Origin of the sequence: Methylosinus sp. LW4, from assembly GCF_000379125.1 — a bacterium.
Lineage (GTDB): Bacteria > Pseudomonadota > Alphaproteobacteria > Rhizobiales > Beijerinckiaceae > Methylosinus.
The window spans coordinates 126,831-141,452 of the sequence record NZ_KB900626.1 but is presented as its reverse complement, the minus strand read 5'-3'; the positions used below and the strand labels follow the sequence as shown (position 1 = coordinate 141,452).

General features: G+C 67.4%; 15 protein-coding genes. 8 read left to right on the top strand and 7 right to left on the bottom strand.

What is annotated here, in order from left to right:
* Positions 1-16 precede the first annotated feature (16 nt).
* On the bottom strand, positions 17-997 hold the full coding sequence (locus METLW4_RS0100670; RefSeq protein WP_018264268.1) for an LLM class flavin-dependent oxidoreductase: 981 nt from the start codon (positions 995-997) through the stop codon (positions 17-19).
* Between the two features lie 152 nt (positions 998-1,149).
* Between METLW4_RS0100670 and METLW4_RS0100665 the strand changes: the two genes are divergently transcribed.
* Together METLW4_RS0100665 and METLW4_RS0100660 are read left to right on the top strand one after the other, a co-directional pair.
* On the top strand, positions 1,150-1,746 hold the full coding sequence (locus METLW4_RS0100665; RefSeq protein ID WP_157234736.1) for a nucleotidyltransferase family protein: 597 nt from the start codon (positions 1,150-1,152) through the stop codon (positions 1,744-1,746).
* Between the two features lie 95 nt (positions 1,747-1,841).
* A complete protein-coding gene (locus METLW4_RS0100660; protein ID WP_157234734.1) occupies positions 1,842-2,783 on the top strand; it encodes a hypothetical protein in 942 nt (313 codons plus the stop codon).
* Here the strand turns inward: METLW4_RS0100660 and METLW4_RS0100655 are convergent.
* Together METLW4_RS0100655 and METLW4_RS0100650 are read right to left on the bottom strand one after the other, a co-directional pair.
* Complete coding sequence (locus METLW4_RS0100655) at positions 2,733-3,824, bottom strand: glycosyltransferase family 4 protein (RefSeq protein ID WP_018264265.1); 1,092 nt, start codon at positions 3,822-3,824, stop codon at positions 2,733-2,735. The genes METLW4_RS0100660 and METLW4_RS0100655 overlap by 51 nt on opposite strands.
* A complete protein-coding gene (locus METLW4_RS0100650; protein WP_026191137.1) occupies positions 3,824-4,669 on the bottom strand; it encodes a UDP-2,3-diacylglucosamine diphosphatase in 846 nt (281 codons plus the stop codon). Before METLW4_RS0100650 ends, METLW4_RS0100655 begins: the two co-directional genes overlap by 1 nt.
* Before the next feature lie 165 nt (positions 4,670-4,834).
* Between METLW4_RS0100650 and METLW4_RS0100645 the strand changes: the two genes are divergently transcribed.
* Positions 4,835-5,452: a helix-turn-helix domain-containing protein gene (locus tag METLW4_RS0100645; protein ID WP_020493697.1), complete on the top strand. Its 618-nt coding sequence runs from the start codon at positions 4,835-4,837 to the stop codon at positions 5,450-5,452.
* A 4-nt stretch (positions 5,453-5,456) separates the two neighbouring features.
* Complete coding sequence (locus tag METLW4_RS0100640) at positions 5,457-6,707, top strand: MFS transporter (RefSeq protein WP_018264262.1); 1,251 nt, start codon at positions 5,457-5,459, stop codon at positions 6,705-6,707.
* Positions 6,708-6,777: 70 nt separating this feature from the next.
* Here the strand turns inward: METLW4_RS0100640 and bfr are convergent, their stop codons facing one another.
* Both bfr and METLW4_RS0100630 read right to left on the bottom strand, forming a co-directional pair.
* The gene (gene bfr / locus METLW4_RS0100635; protein WP_018264261.1) at positions 6,778-7,254 is read right to left on the bottom strand and encodes a bacterioferritin; all 477 of its coding nucleotides are present in this window, start codon (positions 7,252-7,254) and stop codon (positions 6,778-6,780) included.
* Between the two features lie 34 nt (positions 7,255-7,288).
* Positions 7,289-7,525 carry a (2Fe-2S)-binding protein gene (locus tag METLW4_RS0100630; protein ID WP_018264260.1) on the bottom strand — a complete coding sequence of 79 codons (237 nt, stop codon included), beginning with the start codon at positions 7,523-7,525 and terminating at the stop codon, positions 7,289-7,291.
* A gap of 288 nt (positions 7,526-7,813) precedes the next feature.
* Here METLW4_RS0100630 and METLW4_RS0100625 point away from each other — a divergent pair, with 288 nt between their 5' ends.
* Positions 7,814-8,698 carry an alpha/beta fold hydrolase gene (locus METLW4_RS0100625; protein WP_018264259.1) on the top strand — a complete coding sequence of 295 codons (885 nt, stop codon included), beginning with the start codon at positions 7,814-7,816 and terminating at the stop codon, positions 8,696-8,698.
* Entirely contained in the window at positions 8,695-9,552 is an 858-nt protein-coding gene (locus METLW4_RS0100620) for a patatin-like phospholipase family protein (RefSeq protein ID WP_018264258.1), read from the top strand. Before METLW4_RS0100625 ends, METLW4_RS0100620 begins: the two co-directional genes overlap by 4 nt.
* Here METLW4_RS0100620 and METLW4_RS0100615 read toward each other — a convergent pair.
* Complete coding sequence (locus METLW4_RS0100615; RefSeq protein WP_018264257.1) at positions 9,537-9,977, bottom strand: nucleoside deaminase; 441 nt, start codon at positions 9,975-9,977, stop codon at positions 9,537-9,539. The two genes, METLW4_RS0100620 and METLW4_RS0100615, sit on opposite strands and share 16 nt — an antisense overlap.
* A 157-nt stretch (positions 9,978-10,134) precedes the next feature.
* Complete coding sequence (locus METLW4_RS0100610; protein WP_018264256.1) at positions 10,135-11,436, bottom strand: UDP-N-acetylglucosamine 1-carboxyvinyltransferase; 1,302 nt, start codon at positions 11,434-11,436, stop codon at positions 10,135-10,137.
* Between the two features lie 182 nt (positions 11,437-11,618).
* On the opposite strand from METLW4_RS0100610, the gene METLW4_RS23535 reads away from it, so the two are divergent.
* Positions 11,619-13,961, top strand: coding sequence for a pseudouridine synthase (locus tag METLW4_RS23535; RefSeq protein ID WP_020493696.1), 2,343 nt, complete (start codon positions 11,619-11,621; stop codon positions 13,959-13,961).
* 3 nt (positions 13,962-13,964) lie between these two features.
* Positions 13,965-14,519, top strand: coding sequence for a 16S rRNA (guanine(966)-N(2))-methyltransferase RsmD (gene rsmD / locus METLW4_RS0100600; protein ID WP_020493695.1), 555 nt, complete (start codon positions 13,965-13,967; stop codon positions 14,517-14,519).
* Positions 14,520-14,622 lie beyond the last annotated feature (103 nt).

Genomic DNA, 14,622 nt, shown 5'->3' with positions numbered 1-14,622 from the left:
GCCGAGCGCGCTCCGCTCAGGCGAGCGCGGCTTCTATGCGCGGGCGAATCTTCGCCGCGAAATCATCGAGGCTCGCCAGCGCGAGCGTTTCATTCGCCGTCGCCGGCTTCAGCAGCAACGAGCCCAGGCCGAGCCGCCGATGAATATCGACGATCTTCTCGGCGAGCTCCTCATAGCTTCCGATGAGCGAGCGCTCGACGATCTCCTGCGGATCGAAAGAGGCCGGCGCGTTTTGCGCCAGAAAAATGCCGCGCATGCGATCGGCGAAACGCGCGATGAAGGGCAGCGCCTCGGCCATCGCCTTCTCGCGCGTCTCGGCGGCATAATAGAAGCGCGCCAGCGCGAGACGCGGATCGGCGCCCGGCCCCGTCGCGCGATAGGCGGCGACCGTCTGCTCGATCTTGGCGATCGGCGCGGGCGAGGCCGCCATAATGCCGAAGCCCTTATGCGCCGCATATTCGACCGCCGCCGGCGTCGATGTGGCGATCCATGTGGGGATCGGCTTTTGCAGCGGCTTGGGGCAGAGCGCGAGATCGTCGACCTGAAAATGCGCGCCCGAGAAAGTGACGCGATCCTCATAGAAGAGACGCTCGATCAGCTCGAGCGCCTCCAGCGTGATATCGCGCGATTCGTCCTTCGCCGCGTGAAAATGCTTGTTCTGCGCGGGAAACGGCCCGCCCCTGGCGACGCCGAAATCGAAACGGCCATTGGAGAGAACGTCGATGGTGGCGACATCCTCCGCCACCTGGATCGGATTGCGAAAGGCGAGCAGAACCGCCGCCGAGCCGAGCCGCACGCGCGAGGTGACGCCGGCGAGATAGGACAGCAGCGTCAATATGGACGGGCTGACGGCGTCATCGTCGAAATGATGCTCGGCGACCCAGGCCTCCTCGAAGCCCACCTCCTCCGCGCGGCGCACAAGGCGCGTCTGCGCGTCGAAGCAGGCCTTATAGTCGCGAACCGGGTTCTCATAGGTGCAGAACACGCCGATGCGCATGGACAAAGCTCCTCCCCGGCGCGTTATATAGGATCGCTATATAGCTTAGGCCGCGGTCGCGCCGGCGGCAAGTCTCGGCCAGGACCATGGACGCGCCGAGCAGCGCAGCGAGCTGCGCCTGCGGAATTGCCCCGGATTGGGAGCCCTGGAAGATGACGTCTCGCCTCGAACCAGCGGCGCCAGAGGCGCAGGAGCGCTTCGTTGCGGCGATCCAGCGCAATCCGCACAACGCCGTCATCCTCGAGCGCCTGCCGAGCCTTTGTCTCGCGGACGCCTGGCTCGTCGCCGGCTGCCTGTTCCAGACGGTCTGGAATCTCGACTGCGGCCGGCCGGCGACGCAGGACATATTCGACTACGACATTTTCTATTTCGACGACGATCTCTCCTATGAGGCGGAGGATCGCGCCATTCGCCGCGCCCGCGCGCTCTTTTCCGATCTTCCGATCCGCGTCGATCTGAAGAATCAGGCGCGCGTGCATCTTTGGTATGGCGAGCGCTTCGGTCCGGGATATCCGCAGCTGCGCAGCAGCGCCGATGGCGTCGATCGTTTTCTCATCGAATGCACGCGCGTCGCCGCGCGCCGTGTGGACGGCGCGCTGGAGCTCTATGCGCCAGCGCGTCTCGACGATCTCTTCGCCGGCGTGCTGCGCCCCAATCCGCTCAATCTACGGCCGGAGCTGTTCGCGGCGAAAGCCGCGAGCCTTCGCGCGCGCTGGCCTTTTCTCACGCTTGCCGAAACGCCTGCGTGATGCGTGCGAAAGCGTTTTCGCGCTTGCATAAAACGCCGTCGCAGACTTTCCTTGAACATGCGCTGATTCGGCGCTTTGTCCCGCAAGGACCGCCTATGAACCTACCGGCCCCGCCCACCGGACTCTATCCTGAAGACTATGAGAGAATCGAAGCCGCGGTGATGGAGACCGTGCGCGGCCGCTGGTTCCTGCTCGAATATGCGCGCCGTCAGCGCGCCGAGGAGACCGAGCGGCTAGTGCTGGCGGTGGATCGTCTGGAGCGCGTCGCCGCGCGCGCGGAGGAGCAGGAGGCTGCGGCCGATTGGCGCCTGCCGCACCGCCTCGTCGAGCGCGCGCAGGAATTCGCGCGCACGCTGCGCGCCAGCGGCGTCGAGGAGAAGCTCTGCGCGCAGGCGGATGCGCTGGTCGAGCAATTCTCCAAATTGCTCGACGCGCCGGCCGCGGAGCCGGAAGAGGCGCCGCGCGCGATCCTCGAGGCCGCGGCGATCGAGATCGTCGACGAGCCGCATGACATGGAAGACGAGCGAGTCGAGCCGGTTCTCGAGATCGCGCCGGCGGATGAGCCGATAGAAATCGCCGAGGTCGAAACTCTCGCGGAGGCGGAGGCGGTCGAGCCGGAGCCGATCGACGCCGAGCCGGTCTCGGTCGAATCCTTCGAGGCGGAAGCTGTCGTCGCCGAGCCGATCGAGCTCGAGGCTGTCGCTTTCGAGCCGGAGCCGGTCGCGCAGATGGCGGAGCCGTCGCAGGCGGAAGAGATCGCCGAGCCGGCGTCCAATGAGATCGTGTTCGAGGAATTCGTCGCGCGCGCGATTCTGCCGGAGGAGAGCGCGCCACCCGCGCTCGACGCGCTCGAGTTCGACGCGCCCCGCATCGATGCGCCCAAATTCGACTTGCGCGCATCCGTCTCGCCCGAGATCAGCCTGCCGAAGCGCGCTTCGGCGCAGGCCGAGCCGGAGGGGCCGGTCGATCCGCGCCTCGCGGCGCTGTCACGGCTCGATCATCTCTCCCTGCACGAAAAGCTTCGGCTGTTTGGCTGAGCAGGCCTTGCCGGCGGCCGCCTGAGCCGCCGCCTCGACGCCATTCTGATGCGCGAGCGCGACATTGCCGAGGAACTGCTGCGCGCTCGCCTCCCAAGTGAAGGTCAGCGCATGGGCGCGCGGCGCGTCGGCGGGAATCTCCGTCGCCGCGAGACAGGCCGCCTGCAAGTCCTCGCTCAGCACGCCGGCGCCGCTCACGCCGACCACATCCAGCGGCCCGGCCACCGGAAAAGCCGCCACCGGCAGGCCGCAGGCCATCGCCTCCAGCAGCACCATTCCGAAAGTGTCGGTGCGGCTCGGAAAGACGAACACATCCGAGCTGGCGTAGAGCGTGGCCAGCTCGGCGCTGGTCTTCACGCCGAGAAAGCGCGCCTGCGGATAGGCCGCCTCGAGCGCCGCGCGCGCCGGCCCATCGCCGGCGACGAGCTTGGTGCCCGGCAGATCGAGCGCGAGAAACGCCTCGATATTCTTCTCCACCGCGAGCCGTCCGGCATAGAGATAGAGCGGCCGCGGATAGCCGAGATCGACCGCTTTATCGGGGTGAAAGAGCTGGTGATCGACGCCGCGCGACCAGCGCATCAGCCGCCGGAAGCCCCGCGCGGACAGCTCCTGCGCCAGGGTCTGCGTCGAGACCATCGTGCCGGCGCCGCTATTGTGGAACCGGCGCAGCAGCGCATAGGTCACGCCGACCGGAAAGCGCGTGCGGGCGTGAATATATTCGGGAAAGCGCGTGTGATAGCTGGTCGTGAAGCGTCGTCCCTGGCGCAGGCAGCAGGCGCGCGTCGCCATGCCCACCGGCCCTTCGGTGGCGATATGGACGTGGTCGTAACCTTGCGCCAGACGCTTCGCCACCGCTCCCGCCGAGGCGAAGGCGAGCTGGATTTCAGGATAGGTCGGCATGGGGATGGAGGAGAAATCCTGCGGCGTCAGGAAATCGATCGACGCGCCGAGCGCGCTCGCCGCGCTCGCCATCGCCTCCAAGGAACGCACGACTCCGTTGACTTGCGGACGCCAGGCGTCCGTCGCGATCAATATCCGCATCAGGCGGCGGCCCTCGCCTGCGGCAGGGCCGGCGGCTGCTGCGCGGCGGCTTCGGCCGCGGCCTCCTGCTCCTTGGCGGTCTTGCGCCAATAGAGAATCTCGAAGCGGCCGTCGGGATGCTCGGCGATCGCCGTGCAGCTCTCGACGAAATCGCCGGTGTTCACATAGAGCATCCCCTCTATGTGGCGGATCGTCGCGTGATGAATATGGCCGCAGACGACGCCGTCGACGCCGCGCCGCGCCGCTTCCGCCGCCAGCGTCTGCTCGAAATCGCCGATGAAGTTCACCGCGTTCTTCACCTTCAGCTTGGCCCAGGCGGAGAAGGACCAATAATCGACGCCGAACAGGCGGCGCACGCGATTGGCCCAGGTGTTGGCGAAGAGCGCGGCCTCATAGGCCCAGTCGCCGAGAAAGGCGAGCCAGCGCGCGTGCCGCACCACAATGTCGAACTGATCGCCATGGATGACGAGCATTTTCTTGCCGTCGGCGGTCTCGTGAATGTCGGTGTCCGCGACCTCGACGCCGCCGAACTCCATGCCCGTATAGTCGCGGGCGAATTCGTCGTGATTGCCGGGCACATAGACGACGCGCGCGCCCTTGCGCGCCTTGCGCAGCAGCTTCTGCACGACGTCATTGTGCGCCTGCGGCCAATACCAGCCGCCCTTCAGGCGCCAGCCGTCGACGATATCGCCGACGAGATAGATGGTGTCGGCGTCGTGATGCTTCAGAAAATCGAGCAGAAGCTCGGCTTGAAGCCCTCGCGTGCCGAGATGGAGATCCGAGAGGAACAGCGTCCTGAAGCGCTTGGCGCTCTGCGAATCGGCCAATGAATCGTTTGCGGTCATATCGACGCGCTCGCCTCTTTTTGTGCCGCAGCGTCTCCTTCCCACCAGATTCTTGTTGCGTAACGATGACACCGCGCGCGGCGCGCGGCGCTGCGGCGAATTTCCCGTTCGATATTTCGAACGAATTCGATTATCAACGCGATCATGTCGAAAGGAGCGGGCGTCATGGGCGTGGAAGGCCGGGAAAAGCAGAAGATACTGGAAGCCGGAGCCTTGGCCTTGTCCGGGCAGCTCGGCGCGACTGTCCAGCGTCTGCGCAAGGCCTATAATCTGTCGCTGTCGGAGCTCTCCCAGCAGTCCGGCGTCGCCAAATCGATCATCAGCCAGATCGAGCGCAACGAGACCAATCCGACGCTCGCCACCATCTGGCGCCTCGCCCAGGCTCTCGATGTCTCCATCGAGCGTGTGCTGCAGACCACGGAGGACGAGCCCTTCCTCGAGAAGACCAGCCGAGCGGACACGCCGATCCTGGTTTCCGACGACGGCAAGTGCCGGCTCGAGATCATCGGTTGGATCAAGACCGTAGAATGGCTGCAATGTTATGAATTCTCCGCCGATCCGGGGGGGACTCTCGAATCCGAGGCGCATCAGCGCGGCTCTGTCGAGAGCCTGTCCATGCGCGAGGGCGAGCTCGAGGTGGAGGTCGGCGGCGCCAAGGAGATCGTGCGCGCGGGCGAGACGCTGCGCTATCGCTGCGACCGCCCGCATGTGATCCGCAATCTGGGGCGGAGCGCCGCCCATGGAACCATGGTCTGCATTCTCAAAGCGGCCGCGATGGAGTGACCATTTGACGAAACTGCCGAGCGCCGAGACGGCGGCCGGGCGCCATGCCGAGCTGAGGCTATCGCTGCTGCAGGCCTCCATCTACGCCATTGTCGGGGTCCAGCTGCCCTTCTTCTCCATCTGGCTGTCGGCGCGTGGGCTCGACGCTTTCGAGATCGCCGCCGTTCTCGCCGTGCAGCCGGTCATCCGCATCGGCTCCATGCTGCTCGCCTCGCGCCGGGCGGATCGGCGCGGCGATCATGGCGCGCTGCTCGTCGGCTGCATGGCCGCCGTGGCCGCGGCCTATGCGGTCATGGGCCTCTCCTCCGGCTTCTTCGCCCTGCTCGTCGCCGGCGCCATGGTCGCGCTGGCGCAGGGGCCGCTGGCGCCGCTCGCCGATGGCGTCACCTTCGGCGAGGCGCGGCGCCGGCGCGAGGCCGGCCTGCCGCAGCTACATTATTCTTGGGTGCGCGGCTGGGGCTCCATGTCGATCCTGGTCTTTCTCGCCGCGAGCGGGCCGGTCGCCGGCGCGCTGGCGGTGGAGGATATCGTCTGGCTGCTCACCGCGGTCGGAGCCTTCGCCTGCCTCGCCTGCATGGGCTCGCTGATCGGCTTCGGCTCGTCTGGAGCGAGAGAGGAGCGCCAATCGGCCGGGCGCATCGCGCGGCCGGAGCTGGTGGCGCTGGTCATCGTCGCCGCGGCGCTGGTGCAGAGCTCGCATTCCATGGTGAACACATTCGGCGCGCTGCATTGGAAAGAGCAAGGCCATAGCGACACTTTCGTCTCTTTCGCCTGGGTCGCCGCGCTCGCCACCGAGGTCGTCGCTTATTTGATGGCGGCGCGCTGGTTCGGCGGCGAGTCGAAAGCGAGCGCATTTCTGCTCGTCGGCGCGATCGGCGCCGTGCTGCGCTGGCTGCTGATGTCGGCTGATCCCGGCACCTATGGGATTTTCTTCGCCCAGGCGCTGCATGGCGCCTCCTGCGCGGCGGTGCAGATCGGCCCCGCCTATCTGCTCGCCGAGCTCGGCGGCAAGGAGCGCCTCGCGCAATCGCAAGCTTGGCTGGCGGCGGCCATCGCCGGCGGCAACAGCCTGCTCACCTTCCTGTCCGGGCCGCTCTATGCGCAGGCGGGGGAGCGCGCCTATCTGGCGATGGCGGCGGTGGCCGTTCTCGGCCTGCTGCTCTCTTTCGCGGTGGCGCATCTTTGCGCCGGCCGTCACGCGCGGATGGAAGCGGCGCGGAACGCCCATGCCGAGCCCGAGCATTCACGCGCCTGACCAGCGGGCTCGTAGGGGCGAGACGCCCGCGCCGGTCTTTCCCGGCTCGGGCGTCGACGCCGATCTCTCCTTACGAGAGGTCGCCCATGTGCTTTTGCGAGTAGAGCTGCACGCCGAGCTGCTTGATCAGCTCCAGCTGCGTCTCGAGGAAGTCGATATGGCGCTCCTCGCTCTCGACGACCTCTTCGAACAGCAGCTTGCTGACGCGATCGTTGATCGACAGCGCATAGGCCGCCGCCTCGAGATAGAGCGCGCGGGCGTCGACTTCCGTGGCGAGATCGAGACGGATGATCTCCTCGACGGACTGGCCGATGCGCAGAGGATCGAGGCTCTGCATGTTCGGGAAGCCTTCGAGGAAGAGGATGCGATGCACGAATTTGTCGGCGTGCTCCATCTCCTCGATGGATTCGTGCCGCCACTTCTTGCCGAGCTCCTTGAAGCCCCAATTATCGAGGATGCGATAATGCAGCCAATATTGATTGATCGCCGTCAGCTCGGCGCGGACGCCGCGGTTCAGATATTCGATGAGCTTCGCGTCACCGCGCATGGTTCCCCCTTCCGCCCGGCCAGAGCGGACCGGGTCATGCAGCCAATTCGTCGGCCCGACAATTATCGCATTCGCCGGCTCCGCTGCAATGATCGGAGGGGATCGCCGCATGCTGATCGACGATCGCGCTGATGTTGCGCGCGCATCGGCCGCAGCGCGGCTCGCACCCCATATGCCGGAAGATCGCGCCGACGCTTGGGCGATCCGATCTTCCTCCGAGAACCTCGCGGACTTGCCCGTCCGAGAGCACATTGCAAGAGCAGACGATCATCTCCGCACCTAGTTTGGAAGGGTTGTAAACTAGCTGTGATTTCAGTAGCTTAACGTACCGTTCCGGTTCTGGCTAGAGGCCTTTGTCGGTTTTCCGACAGCAGCCTCGGGGATCACGGAGACTTCGCAAATCGCGCGCCACGGCCGCTCGGCCGCGCCAGATTATTTGTTGTGGATAAGAGAGGCGGCAAGACCTGGAGCATGCTCGCGCCCGCCTCTTTTGAAAATCTTTCGCGCGAAGAAAGACCCTGGACGAATCTTCGCGCCTTAAACGGAAGGGCAAGGTCCGATGTCAGATCTCGCTGATCTTTATCCCGGCTTCGCCTCGCATTGGATCGATGCGCCGGCCGGCTCCATTTTCGCCCGCTCCGGCGGCTCCGGTCCGCCGCTGCTGCTGCTGCACGGCTTCGGCGAAACGCATGTCGCCTTCGCGAAGATCGCGCCGCGGCTCGCCGAGCGCTTCTTCGTCGTCGCCATGGATCTGCGCGGCTATGGCTGGTCCTCCGCGCCCGCGAGCGAGAAGGGTGAGGCCTATACGAAGCGCGCGCAGGGCGAGGACGTCATCGTCGTGATGGAGCAGCTCGGCCATGTGCGCTTCTCGCTCGTCGGCCATGATCGCGGCGCGCGCGTCGGCTTTCGCCTGGCGCTCGATCATCCGGGCCGGCTGGAGAAGCTGGCTCTGCTCGATATAGCTCCGCTCGAGGAATCGCTCGGCGACGCAAATCTCGCGCGCCTCGGCCGCGCACGCCTGTTGTCGCAGCCGGCGCCCAAGCCCGAGCAATTGATCGGCCTCGATCCCAAAGGCTTTCTCGCCGACGCGCTGGCGAGCGGAACCAAGAGCGGAACGCTCGACGCTTTCGATACGCGGGCCTTCGCCCATTATCTCGCCGCCTTCGACGAGCCCACGCGCATTCACGCCTTTTGCGAGGATTTTCGCGCCGGCGCGGGGCCGGATCGCGCGCTCGATCTCGCCGATCGCGCGGCGGGAAAAAAGATCGTCGTTCCCACTCTGGCGCTATGGGGCGCGACGAGCTTTTCCGGCCAGGGCGACGCTCTGCTCGCGCAATGGCGCGAATGGGCGGACGATCTTCGCGGCGCCGAGATCGACAGCGGCCATTATCTCGCCGAGGAGGCGCCCGAGGCGACATTCGCCGCGCTCGACCTCTTTCTGTGAGCGAATTTCCCTTCCGCGTCGCCGTGGCGCTCGGCGGCGGCGGCGCGCGCGGACTCGCCCATATCTCCGTGCTGGAGGCGCTGGACGAATTGGGCGTGCGTCCTTGCGCCATCGCCGGCACGTCGATCGGCGCGATCATCGGCGCCGCTTACGCCGCCGGCTTTTCCGGCGCGCAATTGCGCGCCCATGCGGAGGCGGCGTTCCGCAATCGCATGCGCCTCGCGCGGCGCCTGCTGCGCTCGCGGGCGCGACGGCGGGCGCGCACCTTCTCCGATCTCGCGCATCCGGCGCTGATCGACGCCGAGCGTTTCCTCGACGCCTTCTGGCCGCAGGGCATGCCGGAGACATTCGAGGCGCTGCAAATTCCTTTCACCGCCGTGACGACGGATTTTCGACTGCGCCGCGAGGCGGCGATCTCGTCCGGCTCGCTGCGTCCAGTGGTCGGCGGCTCCATGGCGATTCCGGGCCTAGTGCGGCCGGTCGCCTATGGCGACAGCTTTCTGATCGACGGCGGCCTCGTCAATCCGCTGCCTTACAATCATCTCGTCGGCCGCGCCGATATCGTGCTCGCCGTCGATGTCTCGGGAACAGCGAGCGGACGCGCGCGCAATCGTCCACCCTCCCCGATCGAGACGATCATCGTGGCCAGCCAGATCATGATGAACGCCATCAGCGAGCGCATGATCGAGGAGAGCCCGCCCGACATTCTGATCTCGCCCGCGGTCAATCAATATCTCGCGCTGGATCTCTTCAAGGCCAAGCGTATCTTCGAGGCCGGCGACGCCTGCCGCACCGAGGTGATCGAAGGATTGCGGAGCGCCGCCGCGCGGCTTTCGCTTCAGCGCCGCGCCTGAAAAAAGGCGCGCAGCAATTCGGCCGCCTCGCTCTCGCGCAAGCCGCCGTAGACCTCAGGGACATGATGGCAGGTCTTCAGCGAGAAGAAGCGCGCGCCATGATCGACGCCGCCGCCCTTCAAGTCTTCCGCCGAATAATAGAGCCGGCGAATGCGCGCGAAAGAGATCGCCGCCGCGCACATGGCGCAGGGCTCGAGCGTGACATAGAGATCGCAATCGACGAGCCGCTCGCTCCCGAGCGTCGCGCAGGCGGCGCGAATGGCGAGCATCTCCGCATGAGCCGTGGGGTCCTTGTCGCGCAAGGTGCGATTGCCGGCGACGGCGATGATCTCGCCATTGCGCGCTATGGAAGCGCCGACGGGGACCTCATTGGCGGCGAAGGCTTCGCGCGCGGCGTCGAAGGCGGCGGTGAGGGGGTCGGTCATCGCGCATGGCCGTGCGCCCCCTCCCTCACCCTCCCCCGCTCTGCGGGAGAGGGGAGCGGCGGACGTTTCGCATCATCTCGATGAAGCGCGCAATCTTCTCCCTCTCCCGCGAAGCGGGGGAGGGTTGGGGAGGGGGCGCGCAGGACGCCTTCTCCCCTCAATCCCCGCCGGTCCATTCCACCTCCGCGCCGAGCATGCGCAAATTCTCGACGAAGCGCGGATGCGCGCGCTTGATCGGCGTGGCGTTATGGATCATCGAGCGCCCTTCTATGCTCGCCGCCAGCATCAGCAGAGCGATGGCGACGCGGATGATATAGGGGCTCTCCACCTGCGCCGGGACCAGCGGCTTGCCGCCGAAGGCGATGAGCCGATGCGGGTCCGACAGAAACACATGCGCGCCGAATTTGGAGAGCTCGCCGGTCCAGCCCAGCGCGCCGTCATAGACCTTGTTCCAGAACATCACGCTGCCCTCGGCCTTGACGCCGAGCGCGATGAAGATGGGCAGAAGATCGACCGGCAGATAGGGCCAGGGCGCCGCCTCCACCTTCTGCAGCACATTGCGGGTGAAGGGCTCGGCCACTTTCAGCGGGCCATTGGCCTTGGTCTTGGACCAGCCGTCCTCATGGACGACATGCACGCCGAATTTCGCGAAGGTGCGGTCGATCAGCGGAAACTGATCGGGCGCGGAATTCTTCACCTCGACGCCGCCGCCGGTAATCGCGCCCAGCGCCAGAAAGGTCGCGACCTCGTGGAAGTCTTCCGTCAGATGGAACTCGCCGCCGGAGAGCGAATCGACCCCGTCTATGGTGAGCTGCGAGGTGCCGATGCCGGAGATGCGCGCGCCGAGCGTCTCCATGAAGGCGCAGAACTCCTGCACATGCGGCTCGGAGGCGGCGTTGTTGAGCTTGGACTGGCCGCTCGCCAGCGCCGCGCACAGCACGAAATTTTCCGTGGTGGTGACGGAGGCGTAGTCGAGCCAATGCCGCGTCGCGCGCAGCGGGCCGTCGGAGCGGATGACGAGCGAATCGTCGCTGCGCTCGATCGTCGCGCCGAAGGATTTCAGCACTTCTATATGCGGGTCGATCTCGCGCGCGCCGAGCGTGCAGCCCTTCACATCGTCCTCTATGCGGGCGACGCCGAAGCGCGCCAGCAGCGGCGGCGCCAGCATGATGGAGGAGCGCATCTCCGCCGGCAGGCGATGGATCGACGGATCGAAGCGCGTGTCCTCATGGCGCAGCTCGAGCAGGCCGGTCGCAAAATCCATCCGCACGTCGCTGCCGAGCGTGCGAAACAATTCGAGGATCTTCTTGACGTCGGTGATCTCCGGCACGCCATGGATGCGCAGCGGCTCTCTGGTCAGCAGCGTGGCGCAGAGAATGGGCAGCACGGCGTTCTTATTCGCGGAAGGGATGATCCTGCCGCTGAGCGGACGTCCGCCATGCACGATCAGATGAGCCATACCGCCTCCAGACGTCTGTTGCTTCTATGCGCCGAAATAGGGGACCGCGGCCGGCTTTCGCGGGGCGGCGGGGGACTCCCTACGTGGATTCGAGGCCATAACTCGGATTCATGGCGAATGACGAGTGAAAAAGCGGCCGTCGCGCCTTTCTCTTTGGCCCCGCGACCTGCTATCAGGGCGTGATGACCGACAAAAAGCCAGAAAGACCCGCCCGCCGTAAGGACGGCGGCGACCAGCCGCCGCGTCGCCGCGCCCCGGCCAAGAAATCGCCCTCGGCGGAGCCAGAGGCCGCCGCCAGCGCCTTCGAGGGCGAGCGCATCGCCAAGGTCATGGCGCGCGCGGGCGCCTGCTCGCGCCGCGACGCCGAGATCTGGGTCGCGGAAGGGCGCGTTTCCGTCAATGGCCGCGTGCTGGACAGCCCCGCTTTCAATGTGCAGGAGGGCGACCGCATAGAGGTGGACGGCCAGCCGCTCGCCGAGCGCGAGCCGACGCGCTTGTTTTTGTTCCACAAGCCCGCCGGCCTCGTCACCAGCGCCAAGGACCCGGAAGGGCGAGAGACCGTCTTCGGCTTCCTCGAGGAGCGCTTTCCCGATCTGCCGCGCTTGGTGAGCGTCGGGCGGCTCGACATCAATACGGAAGGCCTGCTGCTGCTGACCAATGACGGCGGCCTCGCGCGCACGCTCGAGCTTCCGGCGACGGGCTGGACGCGGCGCTACCGCGTGCGCGCCCATGGCGAGATCGACCAGGCGCAATTGGACGCGTTGAAAAAGGGCGTCACCGTCGACGATGTCGATTACGCGCCGATCGACGCCAAGCTCGATCGCGTCCAGGGCGCCAATGTCTGGATCAGCATGGCGCTGCGCGAGGGCAAGAATCGCGAGATCAAGCGCGTGCTCGAGCATTTGGGGCTCGACGTCAATCGGCTGATTCGCATCTCCTTCGGTCCCTTCCAGCTCGGCGAGCTGGAGGAGGGCGTCGTCGAGGAGGTGCGGCTGAAGACCTTGCGCGAGCAGCTCGGCAAGGGCTTGGCCGAGCTCGCCGGCGTCGATTTCTCGTCGTCGCGCCGCGACTCGGACGAGCCGCCGCATGTCGCCGCCGAGGAGGCGCGTCAGCGCGCCAAGACGCGCACGCGCAAGCATGTCACGACCCTGCGCGCCGAACGTGAGGAAACGCGCGGCAAAGGCCCGCGCGCCCGCATAGAGCGCGCCGCCACCAGCGACCGCAAGGGCCGCGCCGTGTCGGTCGAGAAGATCGTGCCCGTGCGCCGCGCCGAGGAGCCGGCGACGACGCGCAACGCCCGCCGCTTCCGCGCCGAGCGGACCGAGGGGGAGGAAAGGCCCGCGCGCGTTTCCGGCGAGCGCAAGGAGCGATTCGAGCGGAGCGAGCGCGCCCCTCGGCGCGATGGCGAGGGACGCCCGCCACGTCGTGAGGGCGCTGCTGCGCGTCCGCGCGCCGGCGAGCGGACCGAGCGTTTCGATCGCGGCGAGCGTCGCGGGTCGAGCTTCGGCGCCGGCGAAGGGCCGCGCCGCGAGCGCGCGCCGCGTCGTGAGGGCGAGGGTCGCCCGCCGCGGCGGGAAGGCGAGAGTCGTCCGCCCCGGCGCGAAGGAATGCCGGCGCGCGCCGCATCGGGCGAGCGGACGGAGCGTTTCGATCGTGGCGAGCGTCGTGGGTCGAGCTTCGGCGCTGGCGATGGGCCGCGCCATGAGCGCGCGCCGCGTCGCGAGGGCGAGGGTCGTCCGCCGCGTCGCGAAGGGGCGGAACAGCGTCCGCGCACGGGCGAACGGACGGAGCGTTTCGATCGCGGCGAGCGTCGTGGGGCGAGCTTCAGCGCTGGGGATGGGCCGCGTCGCGAGGGCGAAGGTCGTCCGCCGCGTCGCGAGGGGGCGGAACAGCGTCCGCGCACGGGCGAGCGGACAGAGCGTTTCGATCGCGGCGAACGTCGTGGTTCGGGCTTCAGCGCCGGCGATGGGCCGCGCCGCGAGCGCGCGCCGCGTCGCGAGGGCGAGGGTCGTCCGCCGCGTCGCGAGGGGGCGGAACAGCGTCCGCGCACGGGCGAACGGACGGAGCGTTTCGATCGCGGCGAGCGTCGCGGGTCGAGCTTCAGCGCAGGAGACGGGCCGCGCCGCGAGCGCGCGCCGCGTCGCGAGGGCGAGGGTCGTCCGCCTCGTCGTGAGGGAGCGGCCGCTCGTGCGCCTTCTGGCGAGCGCGCCGAGCGCAAGAGCTTCGGCGCCGGCAAGAGCTTCGGCGAGCGCAAGAGTTCCGGCGCGGGCAAGAGCTTCGCGGGCAAGGGCGCCGGCAAGCGTTTCGACTCCGGCGATGCGCCGCGGGGCGAGCGCGCGCCGCGCAAGGCGGGCGAGGGTCGCCCGCCGCGTCGTGATGGGGACGCGCGTCCGCCGTCGGGCGAGCGTCGCGGTCCGCCACGGAGCGGCGCGGGCAAAGGTCCGGGTAGAGGCGGGCCGGGCGGCAAAGGGCCGGCGGGCAAAGGGCCGCGCAAGCCCGGCGGCGCGCCGCGCAAGCCGCGCTAGCCCATGCGCATCGTCGCCGGCAGCTTTCGCGGCCGCGTGCTGAAGACGCCGCAATCGCAGGCGATCCGTCCCACTTCGGATCGCCTGCGTGAATCGGTCTTCGACATTCTCGCCCATGCCTATGACGATCCGGTTCCGGGCGCGCGCGTCGTCGATCTCTTCGCCGGCACGGGCGCGCTCGGCCTCGAGGCCTTGTCGCGCGGCGCCGCGAAAATTCTCTTCATCGACGACGGAGCCGAGGCGCGCGCGCTGCTGCGCGCCAATGTCGAGGCGTTGGGCGCGGGCGGCGTGACGCGCGTCTTTCGGCGGGATGCGACCAAGCTCGGCCTCGCACCGCCGGGCGAATTGTTCACACTCGCTTTTCTCGATCCGCCCTATGGGCGCGACCTCGCCACGCGCGCGCTGCGCTCGCTCGTCGAAGGCGGCTGGCTCGCCGAGCGCGCGCTGATCGTCATCGAGGAGGCGGCGGACGCCCCTCTCTCTCTGCCCGAGGGAATCGTCGAGGACGAGCGCCGCCGCTACGGCGACACGCAGATCGTCATCGCGCGGCGTTCATAAAAAGCTTAGGCTTTTTCGTAAGAAGCACCCCAACTCGAGGGGGCCGATTCAGCCTTCCTCAAGGTTTCGGCCGCCTTCTCTACGTAGATGCGTATTGCTGCGT

What these genes read in the sequence shown, in the direction of transcription:
- METLW4_RS0100670 (WP_018264268.1), bottom strand. Translation starts at nt 997, where the DNA reads ATGCGCATCGGCGTGTTCTGCACCTATGAGAACCCGGTTCGCGACTAT.
- METLW4_RS0100665 (WP_157234736.1), top strand. Translation starts at nt 1,150, where the DNA reads ATGACGTCTCGCCTCGAACCAGCGGCGCCAGAGGCGCAGGAGCGCTTC.
- METLW4_RS0100660 (WP_157234734.1), top strand. Translation starts at nt 1,842, where the DNA reads ATGAACCTACCGGCCCCGCCCACCGGACTCTATCCTGAAGACTATGAG.
- METLW4_RS0100655 (WP_018264265.1), bottom strand. Translation starts at nt 3,824, where the DNA reads ATGCGGATATTGATCGCGACGGACGCCTGGCGTCCGCAAGTCAACGGA.
- METLW4_RS0100650 (WP_026191137.1), bottom strand. Translation starts at nt 4,669, where the DNA reads ATGACCGCAAACGATTCATTGGCCGATTCGCAGAGCGCCAAGCGCTTC.
- METLW4_RS0100645 (WP_020493697.1), top strand. Translation starts at nt 4,835, where the DNA reads ATGGGCGTGGAAGGCCGGGAAAAGCAGAAGATACTGGAAGCCGGAGCC.
- bfr (WP_018264261.1), bottom strand. Translation starts at nt 7,254, where the DNA reads ATGCGCGGTGACGCGAAGCTCATCGAATATCTGAACCGCGGCGTCCGC.
- METLW4_RS0100630 (WP_018264260.1), bottom strand. Translation starts at nt 7,525, where the DNA reads ATGATCGTCTGCTCTTGCAATGTGCTCTCGGACGGGCAAGTCCGCGAG.
- METLW4_RS0100625 (WP_018264259.1), top strand. Translation starts at nt 7,814, where the DNA reads ATGTCAGATCTCGCTGATCTTTATCCCGGCTTCGCCTCGCATTGGATC.
- METLW4_RS0100615 (WP_018264257.1), bottom strand. Translation starts at nt 9,977, where the DNA reads ATGACCGACCCCCTCACCGCCGCCTTCGACGCCGCGCGCGAAGCCTTC.
- METLW4_RS0100610 (WP_018264256.1), bottom strand. Translation starts at nt 11,436, where the DNA reads ATGGCTCATCTGATCGTGCATGGCGGACGTCCGCTCAGCGGCAGGATC.
- METLW4_RS23535 (WP_020493696.1), top strand. Translation starts at nt 11,619, where the DNA reads ATGACCGACAAAAAGCCAGAAAGACCCGCCCGCCGTAAGGACGGCGGC.
- rsmD (WP_020493695.1), top strand. Translation starts at nt 13,965, where the DNA reads ATGCGCATCGTCGCCGGCAGCTTTCGCGGCCGCGTGCTGAAGACGCCG.